Raw genomic sequence first — 15,735 nt, 5'->3', positions numbered from 1 at the left:
CCCTGATAATTGCGCTGTGTTTCCGTATGAAATACAGGCAACCGACACTCTGCGCCTCTTAAGCGAGCGACAACCGTGAGGTTGGCGACGTGAACAGACACGAGGCCATCGGTTCATACCCCGGAAAGCGTCACCTTGCCCGCAGCTTTGTCGTCAATGTAAGAATAACGAGTAAGTTACGATGAAAAGAATGTTAATCAACGCAACTCAGCAAGAAGAGTTGCGTGTCGCCCTTGTGGATGGGCAGCGCCTGTACGATCTGGATATCGAAAGTCCTGGACACGAACAGAAAAAAGCGAACATTTACAAAGGTAAAATCACCCGCATTGAACCAAGCCTTGAAGCTGCATTTGTCGATTACGGTGCTGAGCGTCACGGTTTCCTCCCTCTTAAAGAAATCGCCCGCGAATATTTCCCTGCAAACTACAACGCCCATGGCCGCCCAAACATCAAAGATGTTCTGCGTGAAGGTCAGGAAGTTATCGTCCAGATTGATAAAGAAGAGCGTGGCAACAAAGGTGCCGCACTGACGACCTTTATCAGCCTGGCGGGGAGCTATCTGGTTCTGATGCCAAACAACCCGCGTGCGGGTGGTATCTCTCGCCGTATCGAAGGTGATGACCGTACCGAGCTGAAAGAAGCACTGGCAAGTCTTGAACTGCCGGACGGCATGGGGCTTATCGTTCGTACCGCAGGCGTGGGCAAATCTGCCGAAGCGCTGCAGTGGGACTTAAGCTTCCGTCTGAAACACTGGGAAGCCATCCAGAAAGCCGCAGAAAGCCGCCCTGCTCCGTTCCTGATCCACCAGGAAAGCAACGTTATCGTGCGTGCCTTCCGTGATTACCTGCGTCAGGACATCGGCGAAATTCTGATTGATAACCCGAAAGTGCTTGAGCTGGCTCGCCAGCACATCGCCGCGCTGGGTCGTCCGGATTTCACCAGCAAAATCAAACTGTACACCGGTGAAATCCCGCTGTTCAGCCACTATCAGATTGAATCCCAGATTGAATCCGCCTTCCAGCGTGAAGTGCGTCTGCCATCCGGTGGTTCTATCGTTATCGATACGACCGAAGCGCTGACCGCTATCGACATCAACTCCGCGCGTGCAACCCGCGGCGGTGATATCGAAGAGACCGCCTTCAACACCAACCTTGAAGCCGCTGATGAAATCGCCCGCCAGCTCCGCCTGCGCGACCTGGGTGGTCTGATCGTTATCGACTTCATCGACATGACCCCTGTTCGTCACCAGCGTGCGGTTGAAAACCGTCTGCGCGAAGCGGTGCGCCAGGACCGTGCTCGTATTCAGATCAGCCATATCTCTCGCTTTGGCCTGCTGGAGATGTCCCGTCAGCGTCTGAGCCCATCACTGGGTGAGTCCAGCCATCACGTTTGCCCGCGCTGTTCCGGTACCGGTACCGTGCGTGATAACGAATCGCTGTCCCTCTCTATTCTGCGTCTGATTGAAGAAGAAGCGCTGAAAGAGAACACTAAAGAAGTTCACGCCATTGTGCCGGTGCCCGTTGCCTCTTACCTGCTTAACGAAAAACGTGCAGCGGTAAGCGCAATCGAAGCACGTCAGGGCGGCGTTCGCTGCATCATCGTGCCAAACGACCAGATGCAGACTCCGCACTATCACGTGCTGCGTGTACGTAAGGGCGAAGAGACGACCACCCTCAGCTACCTGCTGCCGAAGCTGCATGAAGAAGAGATGGCACTGCCATCCGATGAAGAGCCTGCCGAGCGTAAACTGCCTGAGCAGCCTGCATTAGCCACCTTCATTATGCCGGAAGCGCCGCCGGAAGCCGTGCTGGAAAAACCAGCGGCTAAACCTGCTGCGCAAAAACCTGCGCCAGACGTGGCGAAAGCCCAGCCAGAGCAACCAGGTCTTCTGAGCCGCTTCTTCGGCGCGCTGAAGAAGATGTTTGCTGGCGAAGAAGTTCAGCCGGAGCAGCCAAAAGAAGCACCGAAAGAAGCGAAGCCTGAGCGTCAGCAGGATCGTCGTAAGCGCCAGAACAACCGCCGCGATCGTAATGACCGCAGCGACCGCAGCGACCGTAACGAGCGTCGCGACAACCGTTCTGACAACAACGAAGGCCGTGAGCAACGCGAAGATAACCGTCGCAACCGTCGCGAGAAACAGCAGCAGAATGTTGAAGATCGCGAAATTCGCCAACCGGCGGGCGATGAGTCCGAGAAGAGCAAACAGCGCGACGAGCAGCAACCTCGCCGCGAGCGTAATCGTCGTCGCAACGACGAGAAGCGTCAGGCGCAGCAGGAAGTTAAAAACCTGAACCGCGAAGAGCCTGTTGAACAGCAAGACGCTGAGCAGGAAGAACGTACTCAGGTTATGCCGCGTCGTAAGCAGCGCCAGCTGAATCAGAAGGTCCGTTTTGCTTCTGAAACGACCGAAGAGACAACTGTTGTTACGGAAACCGTCGCCGAAAGCGCGCCGCAGACCCAACTGGCGAAAGTTGATCTGCCAGCGGTGGTAGAGAACAACGCCGAGCAGGACGATAACGGCGAAGGTCGTGATAACGCAGGCATGCCGCGTCGTTCACGTCGTTCTCCTCGTCACCTGCGCGTGAGCGGTCAGCGTCGTCGCCGTTATCGTGACGAGCGTTACCCGACTCAGTCTCCAATGCCGTTAGCCATCGCGTGTGCGTCGCCTGAAATGGCATCCGGTAAAGTCTGGATCCGCTACCCGGTTGCTCGCCCGGAGCAGATTGTTGAAGAACAGTCTGTCACCGAAGAGGTGATTGCACCTGTAGCTGCAGCTGAAGAAGTTGTGGCGGCAGCAGCGACGGTGGTTGAGCCGCAGGCTGTGGAAGCCGAAGCCCCACAGGCGGTTGAAGTGGAAACCACCCATCCTGAAGTGATTGCTGCCCCGGTTGATGCCGCACCGCAGTTCATCGCCGAAGAAGACGCGGTCGTGGCCGAAGAGGTTGCTGAAGAAGTTGAAGCCGCCGCGCCGGTTGAAGACACCGCTGACGCTGTTATCGAAACGGTGACAGAAGAGGTGGTTCAGGACGTTGAACTTGACGTTGAACCGGTTCGTGAAGCCGAAGAAGCTCCAGCGCCTGAGGTGAAACCAGCGCCAGTGGTTGCTGCACCAGTGGTTACTGCGCCAGCGGCAGCACACGTTGCAACGGCACCCATGACTCGCGCACCTGCACCTGAGTATGTGCCGGAAGCACCGCGTCAAAGCGACTGGGTTCGCCCGGAGTTCAACTTTGACGGCAAAGGTTCCGCAGGTGGTCACAGCGCGACGCATCAGGCGACTGCACCGGCAACCCGCCCCCAGTCTGTTGAGTAATACGCGTTAAGACGAAAAGCCGACCTCAGGGTCGGCTTTTTTATTGCGCATTTGCTGGCTTTCTCATTCCGGCTATACCCGGCATCACCTGCTTCATCATCTCCAGAAAACGTCGCAAGCGCGCAGGATAGTATCGCGACCACGGATAAACCAGATGGACGGGCAGTGCCGTGGGTTGCCACTCGGGCAGAAGAGGGATTAAGCGCCCTTCCTGAATATCCTCTTTCACCGTCCAGCTTGATACCAGCGCCACCCCCAGCCCGGTCAGGGCCGTATTTCGCGCCACGTACAGGCTGTCCGTGCTCAGACGCGGCGTAATGGCAATGCGTGTCGGCTGCGCTGCACCATCAAACAGCTCAACGTGTCGCTGGTAGAAGGTGCTGATGGCAATCCAGGGCAGCGCCTGCAAATCCTCTGGCTTGCTAACCTTTAGGAAGCGTGCCAGCAACGCCGGAGAGGCGACGATGGAGCGCGGCACCTCTGCCAGCTGTACGGAAACCGTGGCGGGATCGACCTCGGCACCCACGCGGATCGCACAATCAATATTGTCGCTGAGGAAATCCACCGACTTATCGTTCAACATCCACTCAACGGAAAGCTGAGGGTAGCGCTGCAAAAATTCCGTCAACGGTTTCAGGAGCTGTTCCTGACCAAAGGCGTGCGGTGCCCGCACCCGCAATACCCCAACCGGTTCATCCTCCGCCTGCCCGACTTCATCTTCCAGCGCCAGCCAGCTATCAATCACCCGCCGGGCATGCTGATAGCAGCGTTCACCGTCGTCAGTAAGCCTGGTGGCATGGGTGGTTCGCAGCAGCAGGCGAGCCCCCAGCAACGTTTCCAGAGACTGCAAACGTCGGCTTACCGTGGCCTGAGTCGTCGAAAGCTGCCTTGCCGCTGCCGAGAGCGAGCCGGTTTCCACGATGCGAACAAAAGTTCGCATCAGTTCCACCCTGTCTATACGCTCAACTCGCTTCATACTTTCCTCTGTCATACGCTTAACGTATAAGCGTTTTACCATCGGCCCGTCTACCGCCGCAAGGCGTAGTGATAAAAAATAGCCTCACACTATGACTGAGGAACGTCTTATGAACACAACAACTGCCTCCCATGCCGTGAGCCGCTGGGTGATATTAATGCTGGCTCTGGGTGCTGGTTTCAGCGTGGCATCCATTTACTACGCACAGCCTTTGCTGCCTCTCATGGGCGCAGACCTTCATTTGAGTATTGAAGGAATGGGCCTGGTTCCGACGCTGACCCAGGCTGGCTACGCGCTCGGCATCCTCTTCCTGCTGCCGCTTGGCGATCGTCATGACCGCAGGACGCTGATTGTGATTAAAAGTGCTGCCCTGGCGCTGTTTCTTCTGGGCTGTAGTCTCACCGGGCAACTCCCTTCGCTGCTGCTGGCAAGCCTGCTGATTGGCATGGCCGCCACCATGGCGCAGGATATCGTTCCCGCTGCTGCTATCCTCGCCCCTGAAGGTAAGCAGGGGAAAACCGTGGGCACCGTCATGACAGGTCTTCTGCTGGGCATATTGTTGTCGAGAACCGTCAGCGGCGTGGTCGGTGAAGCCTTTGGCTGGCGGGTGATGTATCAGCTGGCTGCTGCAAGCATTGCCTTTGTCGGCGCGGTGATGTGGGCCGTACTCCCACGTTTTGCTATTCACTCCACGCTGAGCTATCCCGCGCTGATGCGTTCCATGGAGCACCTGTGGCGTCGTTACCCGGCACTGCGTCGCGCGGCGCTGGCTCAGGGTTTTCTGTCGATTGCCTTTAGCGCATTCTGGTCAACGCTGGCCGTGATGCTGTTGGAACGCGACCACCTCGGCAGCGCCGTGGCGGGCGGGTTTGGTATCGCAGGTGCCGCCGGGGCATTAGCCGCGCCGCTGGCAGGCGGACTGGCGGATAAACTGGGTGCAGGAAAAGTGACGCAGCTGGGTGCCGCGCTCGTCACCGTCTCGTTTGCGCTGATGTTCCTGATGCCCGCCCTCGGCGTCCATGGGCAGCTGATTCTGATTGCCATCTCCGCCGTCGGTTTTGACCTTGGCCTGCAGTCAAGCCTGGTGGCGCACCAGAACCTGGTTTACAGCCTTGAACCGCAGGCACGCGGTCGCCTGAACGCCCTGCTCTTTACGGTGGTGTTTATCGGGATGGCGCTAGGCTCGGCGCTCGGCAGCAAAATTTATACGATGGCAGGCTGGCCTGGCGTGGTGGCGCTGGCAACCCTGTGCGGCGTTATTGCCCTGGTCATCAGACTGATTGAAAACGCCCGGGTAACCTCCGCTCAGGCTGAAACCGTGTAAAAAAATGCCCAGTCCATACGGGCTGGGCAGTCAAAACATGCCCAGTTTCAAGACATGTTCTAAGAGGTCAAGACGTTATTTGTTCATCTGGAACAGGGACATCCCCTGCATATCGCTAAACGCCTTATAGGAGGCCTGCAGAGCCGCCTGCTGCATGGAGTAAGAAGAGATCACCGAGTTCCAGTCCACATCGACCAGGTCGCTCATCTGCTGCGTTTGGCCCAAAGCACGGTCATCGCCCAGCGAATCCAGTTTGCCCAGCTCGTCCAGTTTGATCCCCAGGTCTGCACGCACGGTCAGCACGTTGTTCAGCGAGTTGCTCAGGCCGCGGTTGGTTTTATCCATCGCCGCCGTAAACGCATCGGCTTTAGTCTGGTCGCCTTCAACCGGCGTATTCAGCGCAGCGATAGCGGTATCCAGGATCTTAAACAGGTTGGTTTCCGGCGCGCTGCCGTCCGGCTCCGGTTTCGCGTTACTGGTGAAGGTATCGAAAACTTCACTGCCCGTGTGGCTGATTTGCATGGTACGCGCGGCGTCAACCTGCTGGCTGATTGGCGTAGAGCCGCCGTTATAGGTGCCGGTCGTCTCGTCGAAGGCCGCCGCTTCCGTTTTGTAACCCGCAAAAATATAGCGTCCATTACCGTCGGTGCTGTTTGCCAGGTTCATCAGCTGATCGCGGATCCCCTGCAGGTTGGTGGCAAGCGACTGTCGGTCATCATCGCTCAGGGTTCCGTTACCGGCGTTAACCACTTTTTCCTGCGCGGTGATAATCGCATTCGTCACCTCTTTCAGCACGTTCTCTTCCAGCGACACCTTGGTCGTGGCGAAAGAACGCGCCAGCGCATACTGGCTGTTCTGCGTCTGCGCCTGGGAGAGCACAACGGCCTGAGAAGCCGCAATCGGGTCATCGGAAGGACGGTTTACGCGCTTGCCGGTTGACATCTGCTCGCCATAGCCCAGCCAGAGACTCTGGGAGTTCGTCACTCCGCGCATGCTCTGCTCATACATCATTTGAGTACTAATACGCATTTTTTAACCCCGGCCTTAGCGAATGTTGATCAACGCATCAAACAGCGTGCTCGCCGTTTGCAGCACCTGCGCATTCGCCAGGTAGTACTGCTGATAGCGCTGCAGGTTGCCGTATTCTTCATCCAGGTTAACCCCGGAAATCGACTGCTGCTGTTTGGTCAGCTGCGTTACCACGTTGTCTTTCGTGGCGCTGCTGGTTTTCAGCGATGCCGTGGTACTCCCCACCGTACTGACCAGTGACGCATAGGCATCGTTGAAGGTTTTGTTATTCCCCACCAGCTTCGCGCTCTGCAGATCCAACAGTTTTTGGCCGTTGGTATTGTCGCTATCGCCGCTGTCGCTGGCGGAGGCCATCGCCAGTTTGGATTCATCGCTAATCGCGACGTCCATATTCATAATGACGTCATTCACCGGTTTCACGATGAAGCTGTCTTTCTGGTTGGCCGCACCGGTGATGTTCACGTTCAGACCGTCAAACGACAGGTTACCGCTGCCGTCCGGCGTGGCCGTAAAGCTGGTTTTGTCAGACAGACGCGTGACCGTCCAGTTGGTCCCGTTGTACTCAACTTTATAGTTCGTCGCCTGCACCGCAGAGCTGTCCGTTACGCTCGCCGTTACCGACGCGCTGCCGGTGTTTTTGCTGTTACTCAGTACGGAAGGTGAACCGAAGTCGAACAGCTTGCCGCCCGCGTCGCCGTTGGCGTCGAACCCGGCTTCATGCTGTGTGTTCATCGCGTCGGCAAACGCCAGCGCCATCTGGTTAAGGGTGTTACGCGCTTTATCCAGATCTTCAGAACGGAAGGTCAACAGTCCACCCAGTGACCCTGTGGTGATCTGCTTTTCCGGGATCTCAACGTTTCCAGACGCTGCATCTACGTAGGCAATCGTGGTGCGCGATGGGTCAGCACTGGATTTCACCGCAGCCAGCTGGCTGGCAGTACTGCCCTGCACCAGGGTGTAACCGTTCGCGATGGAGATATTGTACGTACCGCTGTCCTGCACGGTCACGTCCACACCCACAATCTTATTCAGCTCGCTCACCAGCTGATCGCGCTGATCGAGCAGTTCGTTCGGCGATGCGCCCGCGCCTACGCCGGTCAGACGGGAAATCTGATCGTTAAGGTTGGCTATCTGCTTCGCGTAGTTGTTGATCTGATCCACGCTGGTGGTGATCGCGGTGTTAACCTGCGCATCCTGATCGCGAAGATACTGATCGTTGGTTTTAAACTGGTTTACCAGTCCATCCGCTTTGCCGATCACCGTCTGGCGCGCAGCCGGATCTTCGGCGTTACTCACCAGCGTTTGCAGGCTCTTGAAGAAATCCTGCAGTGTGGTCGAAAGCGAGTTGGTGGTATCGGAGAGCACGTCGTCAATCTTTGACATCTGCTGATAGCGCGTTGTCAGCCCGCTGCTCTGCGTCTGTGCGGCGCGCAGCTGGTTGGTAATGAAGGCGTCATACTCACGCTGCACGCCGGAGACATAAACCCCGTTCCCCACCCAGCCACCGCCGGTCAGCGTGCTGTTAGCCGCGCCCAGAATAGTGTTCTGGCGGGTGTAACCTGCCACGTTATAGCTTGAAATATTATTACTTACGGTATTAAGTGCCGCCTGTGCCGCACTGAGGCCACTCATGGCGCTGTTAATCAAACTGGACATGGGGGTTCCTTTTATACTTTCAGACACGAGTCCTGATGAAGGTTATCGGCAGCCTCCACCGGGACTTGAGAACTTTCAGAACAGATTTTCAATATCGGTGCTATAGGCTTTATTCACCTTCTCACCCATCGATTTCAGCTGCTGGATCATGCTGGTGAGCTTGCGCGCATAGTTCGGATCGGTAGCGTATCCCGCATTCTGCAATGCCTGCGCGCCCTGCTCCGGCGTCGATGCCTGCGTCACAGCGGTATAGCGCGGGTTTCGGCTTAACAGGCCGACGTAATCTGACAATGCTTCAAGGTAGGAGCTGTAAACGCGGAATTTGGCTTTAACCTTCACTGCCGCGCCGTTTTCGTATTCGGTGGTGGTGATCTCGGTTGTCGGCCCCTTCCAGCTGGAGGTGGCTTTCACGCCAAAGATGTTGAAGCTCGGATCGCCGTTTTCCTTACGGATTTGACGCTGGCCCCAGCCCGACTCCAGGGCCGCCTGGGCCAGGATCAGGTGATGCGGTACCCCGCTCTGCTCGCTGGCCAGTCGCGCTGGCAGAGAAAGCTGCGCCAGGAAGTCCTTACTGTCGCCGGAGAGCGGCTCGTCGCGCGTCTCTGCGGGCTTCGGCATGGCCTTACGCACCATCTGCGTCAGCGCCTGGTTCTGATAACTGGTCACCGTTTCGATGTCGAACTTCATCGGCACCTGCTGCGGCTGATCCTCAGGCTGAATACCCTGTGCGGCAGCGGTCTGTTTGACAATCATGTCAGCCAGTCCGAGTCCTTTACCGGCGGTCATCTGCTGTGCAATCTGCTGGTCATACATGCTGGTGTACAGCCGCGTGGAATCACTGCTGAACATCCCGTCTTTCGGCAGGGTCTCACGCATGCTTTTCAACATCATCTGCACGAACATCCCTTCCACCTGGCGGGCGACCGGGCGGATATTCGCCGCCGGGTCTTTGCCTGCTTTGGTTTTCAGTTCGTTCAGCGACTGGGCATCCCAGGCGGCACCGGTCAGCAGTTTGCTATCGGTCAGCATTAGATGATTTCCAGTTTGGCGCGCAGGCAGCCTGCACTTTGCATCGATTGCAGAATCGACATCAGATCCATCGGCGTCGCGCCCAGCGCATTCAGGGCACGCACCACGCTGTTCAGGTTCGCGCTGGAACGCACGCTTTGCAGCGAGCCGCCGCTCTGGCGCAAATCAATTTGCGTTTGCGGTGTTACCACCGTCTGACCGCCACCAAATGGCGTGTCCGGCTGGCTGACGTTGGCAGAGCGGTTCACCGTCACGGAGAGGTTACCCTGCGCCACGGCACAGCTGTCCAGCGACACCTCGCGGTTCATCACCACCGACCCGGTGCGTGAGTTGATGATGACTTTGGCATCCTGCACCGGCACGTTCACTTCCATATTCTGGATATCCGCCAGCATACGCACCTGGTTACTGTTACCCGAAGAGGTCCGGATCTGCACGGTACGCGCGTCCAGCGCCGTGGCGCTCCCGTAGCCGCGGCTGCGGTTGATGGTGTCGGCAATTTGCTGCGCCATCGTGAAATCTTCATTATTAAGCTGCAGGTTGATGGTATTTCCTGCGCCAAACTGGGTCGGCAGCTCGCGCTCGATGATGGCCCCGTTAGTGATACGCCCGCCGTTCAACTGGTTGACCTGCACGCTGCTCCCGCCCGCAGAGGCACCCGCACCGCCAACCAGAATGTTACCCTGCGCCAGGGCATAGACCTGGCTGTCGACGCCCTTAAGCGGCGTCATCAACAGCGTGCCGCCGCGCAGGCTTTTGGCGTTACCCATGGAGGAGACCACTACGTCGATGGTCTGCCCCTGACGCGCAAACGCCGGATAGGACGCGGTCACCATCACCGCCGCCACGTTTTTCAGCTGCATGTTGGTCCCCGCAGGGACGGTAATGCCAAGCTGCGAAAGCATGTTGTTCAGGGTCTGGGTGGTGAACGGCGTTTGGGTGGTCTGGTCACCCGTACCGTCCAGCCCCACCACCAGGCCATAGCCAATCAGCGAGTTCTCGCGCACGCCCTGAACGCTGGTCAGGTCGCGAATACGGTCAGCCTGAGCGAAGGTTGCCACCAGCGCCAGCGCCACGGCGAAGATCGTTTTAAACATGGGTCACCTCGCTTACATCGGCGATAAGTTAAGGAAGAAACGCTGCAGCCAGCCCATATTTTGCGCTTCGTTGATATAGCCGTTACCGACGTATTCAATGCGCGCATCCGCCACCTGGGTGGACGGTACGGTGTTGGTGCCGCTGATGGTGCGAGGGTTAACCACACCGGAGAAGCGAATGAACTCAGTGCCCTGGTTAATGGCGATCTGTTTTTCACCCACAACGTGTAAATTGCCGTTAACCAGTACCTGGTCAACCGTCACCGTCAGCGTACCGCTGAAGGTGTTACTGGCGTTCGCACCACCTTTACCGTTAAAGGTATTGCCGCCAGACGCCTCAACATCCGCACGCGCATTGCCGAACAGGCCCTGCAGATAGCGTGGAACGGTGTCGAAGCCAAAATTGGTTTTGCCATCGCGGCTGGCGTTCGCCGACGAGCTCTTGCTCGCACTGACGTTTTCCTGCAGCACGATGGTCAGCGTATCGCCGATGTTACGCGGGCGACGATCTTCAAACAGCGGCTGATAGCCGTAGTTAATCGGCTGTGCGGTCTGGAAAATGGAGCCGTTCACCACGGGCGCGGGGCCGGGAACGGGCTGGGCGGTAGTCGCACCCTCGACCAATGGTTTAGACGGGATCCAGGCACACCCGCTGAGGGTGACGGCCAGAACAGTCAATATCGGATAACGAAACGCCGCGTTTTTTTGCATTGCCTTCATCTTCGAAAACAGGGAGCCGGTGCGGCGTTGACCGCACCGGGCTGCACCTTAGAGTTGCGTCAGTTTCTGCAGCATCTGGTCGGTCGTCGACACTGCTTTACTGTTAATTTCATACGCGCGCTGAACCTGGATCATATTCACCAGCTCTTCCGCCACGTTAACGTTCGAGGTTTCAACATAACCCTGATACAGCAGACCCGCGCCGTTCAGCCCCGGCGTACTCTCATTTGGCGTACCGGAGGACTGGGTTTCGGTGTAGAGGTTCTCACCAATGCTTTCCAGACCGGTATCGTTCATGAAGGTGGTCAGGTTGAGCTGTCCAACCTGAACGGGCGCGGCCTGACCCTGCTGGGTGACGCTCACGATACCGTCGCGCCCGATGGTGATGCTCAGGGCATTCGCCGGAATGGTGATTGCAGGCTGAACCTGGAAGCCGCCCGCCGTCACCAGTTGGCCGTTTTGATCCACCTGGAATGAGCCGTCACGGGTGTAGGCTGAGGTACCGTCAGGCAGTTGCACCTGGAAGAAACCCTGCCCTTTGATGGCGACATCTTTACTGTTGTTGGTCTGAGACAGGTTGCCCTGGCTGTGCAGACGCTCGGTCGCTACCGGACGCACGCCGGTACCAATCTGCAGACCGGACGGCAGCGTCGTTTGCTCAGAAGACTGAGCACCCGGCTGGCGAATGGTTTGGTAAAGCAAATCTTCGAAAACCGCACGCTGACGCTTGAAACCATTGGTACTGACGTTTGCCAGGTTGTTGGCAATCACATCCATGTTGGTTTGCTGCGCGTCCAGGCCTGTTTTCGCGATCCATAAAGAACTGATCATAAGGAGTCCTGTTAACTCATAGCCAGAAGTTGGTTAGCCTTGCTCGCGTTTTCATCCACGCTGCTGATAATTTTCATCTGCATTTCAAAACGGCGGGCGCTGGCGATCATGTCGGTCATGGCTTCAACCGGCTTGACGTTACTGCCTTCCAGCACGCCGGACATCACGCGAATGCTCGGGTCAGCCTGGAGCGTAGCGCCACGGGTGGTCTGTGCCGCCTGGGTCAGACGGAACATGCCGTCATCGCCGCGCTGCACCTCTTTGCCTTCCGCTTTAACCAGCTTCAGACGCCCGACGGGCGCAACGGTATTGGCCGGATCGCCCGGGTTTAACGCCGAGATGGTGCCGTCTGCCGCGATGGTCAGCTCTGAGCCTTCCGGCACCGTGAGCGGGCCGGCTTCGCCCATCACCGGATGACCCTGAATGGTCAACTGCCCGGTTGCGCTCACCTGGATATTACCGTTACGGGTATAGCCTTCGCCGCCGTCTGCCGTTTGCACCGCCAGCCAGCCGTCCTGCTGAAGGGCAACGTCCAGCGGACGCGAGGTGTAATCCATCTGGCCCGGCGTCATATCGGCACCGGGAGTGGATGCCGTCACCAGCGTACGCGTGGGCAATGAAAGCCCTTCGACCGGCACCGCACGCAGCGCATTAAGCTGTGCGCGAAAACCCGGCGTGGAGGCGTTTGCCAGGTTGCTGGCGGTAACGGCCTGCTGATTGAGCGTCTGGCTTGCCGCGCCCATCGCTGTATATATTGCGTGATCCATTGCGCGTTCCTGTTAGCCGCTTAACGCAGGTTAACCAGCGTGTTGAGGATCTGATCCTGCGTTTTGATGGTCTGCGCATTCGACTGGTAGTTACGTTGCGCGACAATCATGTTCACCAGCTCTTTACTCAGGTCCACGTTAGAGGCTTCCAGCGCGCCGTTGGTCAGCGTACCGAAGTTACCGGTACCCGCCGTGCCGAGCAGCGCAACGCCGGAGGATTGGCTTGCAGACCATACGTTGTCGCCTTCAGATTTCAGGCCTTCGTTGTTAGCGAAGTTTGCCAGCACGATCTGACCCAGAACCTGCGTCTGTTCGTTGGAGTAGTTACCCACAACGGTACCGTCGTCGTTAATCTGATAGCTCACCAGATCGCCCGGCTTGTAGCCGTTCTGGGTGGTCCCGACAACGTTGTTGGCACCGGTATTCTGCTGCATGGAGTTCTGGAAGCTCAGGGAGAACGTCGCAGGCGTCGCGCCGCTCACTGAACCGGTGGTGATGTTGATGGCCGGGGTGGCGTTTGGCGTCGCGCTCAGTACGCCAGCCGCGTTGTAGTTGTACACGCCCGCCAGGTTACCATTGCTGTCAAAGTTCATTTGAGCGGCTTTGGTTGCTGGAGAACCGGCAACGCTACCGTCCTGGGTGTACAGATCCCATTTGTTGTCCGCTGTTTTGACGTAGTAGACATACATGTTGTGGGCGTTACCCTGGGTATCGAATACGGTCACGGTCCCTTTTTTGTTGTAGGTATCCGGGTTAGTCGCATCGAACGCGGCAGTCTGCGCATCATCCGTGGAGTTCAGGTTGATCTGCTGGGTTGCCGTTGTGGTCGCCTTCGCGGCCATCAGGGTGTTAGGGATGGTAATCGCCTGTGGGTTCGCACCGGTCTGCACCGTTGGTGGCGTACCTGCAACCGGATAGCCGGTCAACTGCATCCCCTGCATGTTCACCAGGGTACGGTTTTCGTCGAGCTTAAACTGGCCGTTACGGCTGTAGAACACAGAGCCGTTGGAATCCACCATACGGAAGAAACCGTTCTGGCTGATGGCAACGTCCAGACCACGACCGGTATTGGTGGTTGTACCGTCGGTAAAGTCCTGAGTGATACCCGCGACTTTAACGCCCAGGCCGACTTTAGAGCCTGCAAACATATCGGCAAACGAGGCCGAACCGGATTTAAAACCATAGGTCGCGGAGTTGGCGATGTTGTTGCCAATGACGTCCAGGTTGGTGGCCGCAGCATTCAGGCCGCTGACCGCTTGAGAAAAGGCCATGACTTACTCCTGATAAGTGTAAAGGCTTAGATAATCTGCCGAACTTCGTCGAGTGTGGTGGTACCAGAGGTACCCAAATCCAGTTTGTTGCCATCGCTACTTTTGATGACGCCCTGAACCAGTGCAAACTGCAGCGGCTGCGCAACCAGCTGGGTGGTCCCGCTGCTGGCGCTGATCGCCACCTTATAGGAACCGTTTGGCGCTTTGGTGCCGTCGGTCAGGCTGCCATCCCAGGTGAAGGTATGCACACCGGCTTTCAACTCACCGATGTCGATGGTGCGTACCACGGCACCGGTCGAGTCGGTGATCGTCGCGGTCACTTTGTCAGCCGCCTGCTGCAGCTCAACGCCAAACGGCGTGGTGGTGGTGGTTGAGGTGCCATCGGTGGTGCTGGTGCCCGCCAGAATGGTGGTCCCCGGGATCATCACCCCGTGACCAATCAGGTTGGCTGCCTGCAAAGACTGGCTGTTGTCGATTTGACCGGAGACGGAGCCGAGCGTGGTATTCAGTTTCTCAATGCCGCTCACGGTGCTGATCTGCGCAAGCTGCGTGGTCAGTTCGTTGTTCTGCATCGGGTTGGTAGGATCCTGGTTCTTCAGCTGCGCCACCAGCAGCGTTAAGAAGCTGCTTTGCAGATCGTTAGCACTGCTTCCGGTCAGGGAGCTGGAACCGGAGGTCGTACTGGCACTGCTGACCCCCGTATTCGTTGGGTCATTCATACTGACGGCAATGGACATGCGTGTCTCCTTTACTGGCCGAGCGTGAGTGTTTTGAGCATCATGCTCTTCACGGTGTTGAGCACTTCGACGTTTGCCTGATAGCTGCGCGAGGCGGACATCGAGTTCACCATCTCACCGACCACATCCACGTTAGGCATCTTCACGTAACCACTGGCATCGGCGAGCGGGTTGCCCGGTTCATACACCAGCTTGTCAGGTGCCTGGCTCTCCACCACGTCAGAGACTTTCACGCCGCCTGTTGCCGCACCCGGTGCAGCATCGACCTGAAAGACCACCTGTTTTGCTTTATAGGGCTGTCCGTCAGGACCGGTTACGCTGTCGGCGTTAGCGAGGTTACTGGCGGCAACGTTCAGACGCTTGGACTGTGCCGTTAACGCCGAACCGGCGATATCAAAAATATTCAGCAAAGCCATGGATTAGTTGCCCCCTTGCAGGACGGTCATCATGCCTTTAATTTGTCCGCCGAGTAGGGTCAGACCCGTCTGGTACTGCAGGCTGTTATCGGCAAACTGCGTACGCTCCCGGTCCATGTCGACGGTATTGCCGTCAAGCGATGGCTGGTCGGGAATGCGATAAAGTAAATCGGTCGTGGGCGCGGTCATCGCCTGAGCAGGAATATGGCGTGAGGATGTCAGTGCAAGTGCGACACCCGTTCCTTCGGCACGTCCACGCTCCATCACTTTTTTAAGTTCACTGGAAAAATCAATATCGCGCGCCTGATACCCCGGGGTATCGGCGTTGGCAATATTGGCGGCTAAAATCTCCTGCCGCTGGGCGCGTAAATTGAGCGCTTCCTGCTGAAAACGTAACGCGGCGTCGAGTTTATCGAGCATGTCTCCTCCGCTGATGGCAAAATTTCAGTTCACAGCTTAAATCTCACCCCGTCTCCCCTATCGACGGAATAAGCGCAAAATGCGTCGCTATTTATTGCGTTGATGTAAAACCACTGCGGGTAGAATCCTCTCAATTCTGGAAACGGTGG

General features: G+C 57.4%; 14 protein-coding genes. 2 read left to right on the top strand and 12 right to left on the bottom strand.

The features are described from left to right. Positions 1–181 precede the first annotated feature (181 nt). Positions 182–3,313: a ribonuclease E gene (gene rne, locus EXW94_RS01565; RefSeq protein ID WP_174339348.1), complete on the top strand. Its 3,132-nt coding sequence runs from the start codon at positions 182–184 to the stop codon at positions 3,311–3,313. 40 nt (positions 3,314–3,353) lie between these two features. On the opposite strand, the gene EXW94_RS01560 is transcribed toward rne, so the two are convergent. After that, complete coding sequence (locus EXW94_RS01560) at positions 3,354–4,331, bottom strand: LysR family transcriptional regulator (RefSeq protein ID WP_174339347.1); 978 nt, start codon at positions 4,329–4,331, stop codon at positions 3,354–3,356. 67 nt (positions 4,332–4,398) lie between these two features. Here EXW94_RS01560 and EXW94_RS01555 point away from each other — a divergent pair, with 67 nt between their 5' ends. Further along, positions 4,399–5,613, top strand: coding sequence for an MFS transporter (locus tag EXW94_RS01555; protein ID WP_174339346.1), 1,215 nt, complete (start codon positions 4,399–4,401; stop codon positions 5,611–5,613). Between the two features lie 75 nt (positions 5,614–5,688). On the opposite strand, the gene flgL is transcribed toward EXW94_RS01555, so the two are convergent. The 11 genes from flgL to flgB all read right to left on the bottom strand — a co-directional run bounded on the left by flgL (position 5,689) and on the right by flgB (position 15,586). Next, complete coding sequence (flgL, locus tag EXW94_RS01550) at positions 5,689–6,642, bottom strand: flagellar hook-associated protein FlgL (RefSeq protein WP_010429668.1); 954 nt, start codon at positions 6,640–6,642, stop codon at positions 5,689–5,691. Positions 6,643–6,657: 15 nt separating this feature from the next. Next, the gene (gene flgK, locus EXW94_RS01545) at positions 6,658–8,298 is read right to left on the bottom strand and encodes a flagellar hook-associated protein FlgK (protein WP_010429667.1); all 1,641 of its coding nucleotides are present in this window, start codon (positions 8,296–8,298) and stop codon (positions 6,658–6,660) included. A 75-nt stretch (positions 8,299–8,373) separates the two neighbouring features. Then, entirely contained in the window at positions 8,374–9,327 is a 954-nt protein-coding gene (gene flgJ, locus EXW94_RS01540) for a flagellar assembly peptidoglycan hydrolase FlgJ (RefSeq protein WP_174339345.1), read from the bottom strand. Beyond that, positions 9,327–10,424 carry a flagellar basal body P-ring protein FlgI gene (locus EXW94_RS01535; protein WP_010429662.1) on the bottom strand — a complete coding sequence of 366 codons (1,098 nt, stop codon included), beginning with the start codon at positions 10,422–10,424 and terminating at the stop codon, positions 9,327–9,329. The genes flgJ and EXW94_RS01535 overlap by 1 nt, the downstream gene beginning before the upstream one ends. Before the next feature lie 12 nt (positions 10,425–10,436). Beyond that, positions 10,437–11,135, bottom strand: coding sequence for a flagellar basal body L-ring protein FlgH (flgH, locus tag EXW94_RS01530; protein ID WP_089599873.1), 699 nt, complete (start codon positions 11,133–11,135; stop codon positions 10,437–10,439). 57 nt (positions 11,136–11,192) lie between these two features. Next, the gene (gene flgG / locus EXW94_RS01525; RefSeq protein ID WP_000625853.1) at positions 11,193–11,975 is read right to left on the bottom strand and encodes a flagellar basal-body rod protein FlgG; all 783 of its coding nucleotides are present in this window, start codon (positions 11,973–11,975) and stop codon (positions 11,193–11,195) included. 11 nt (positions 11,976–11,986) lie between these two features. Further along, entirely contained in the window at positions 11,987–12,742 is a 756-nt protein-coding gene (locus tag EXW94_RS01520; protein ID WP_120158550.1) for a flagellar basal body rod protein FlgF, read from the bottom strand. A 20-nt stretch (positions 12,743–12,762) separates the two neighbouring features. Beyond that, complete coding sequence (gene flgE / locus EXW94_RS01515) at positions 12,763–14,013, bottom strand: flagellar hook protein FlgE (RefSeq protein ID WP_100167048.1); 1,251 nt, start codon at positions 14,011–14,013, stop codon at positions 12,763–12,765. Between the two features lie 26 nt (positions 14,014–14,039). Beyond that, positions 14,040–14,750 carry a flagellar hook assembly protein FlgD gene (flgD, locus tag EXW94_RS01510; RefSeq protein WP_100167049.1) on the bottom strand — a complete coding sequence of 237 codons (711 nt, stop codon included), beginning with the start codon at positions 14,748–14,750 and terminating at the stop codon, positions 14,040–14,042. Positions 14,751–14,761: 11 nt separating this feature from the next. Then, positions 14,762–15,166: a flagellar basal body rod protein FlgC gene (gene flgC, locus EXW94_RS01505; protein WP_010429647.1), complete on the bottom strand. Its 405-nt coding sequence runs from the start codon at positions 15,164–15,166 to the stop codon at positions 14,762–14,764. A 3-nt stretch (positions 15,167–15,169) separates the two neighbouring features. Beyond that, entirely contained in the window at positions 15,170–15,586 is a 417-nt protein-coding gene (gene flgB, locus EXW94_RS01500; protein WP_010429643.1) for a flagellar basal body rod protein FlgB, read from the bottom strand. Positions 15,587–15,735 lie beyond the last annotated feature (149 nt).

The organism is Enterobacter sp. JMULE2 (assembly GCF_013337145.1).
GTDB classification, from domain to species: Bacteria; Pseudomonadota; Gammaproteobacteria; order Enterobacterales; family Enterobacteriaceae; genus Enterobacter; species Enterobacter mori.
Note: the sequence above shows the minus strand (reverse complement) of the source record. Positions and strands in the feature narration are given on the sequence as shown.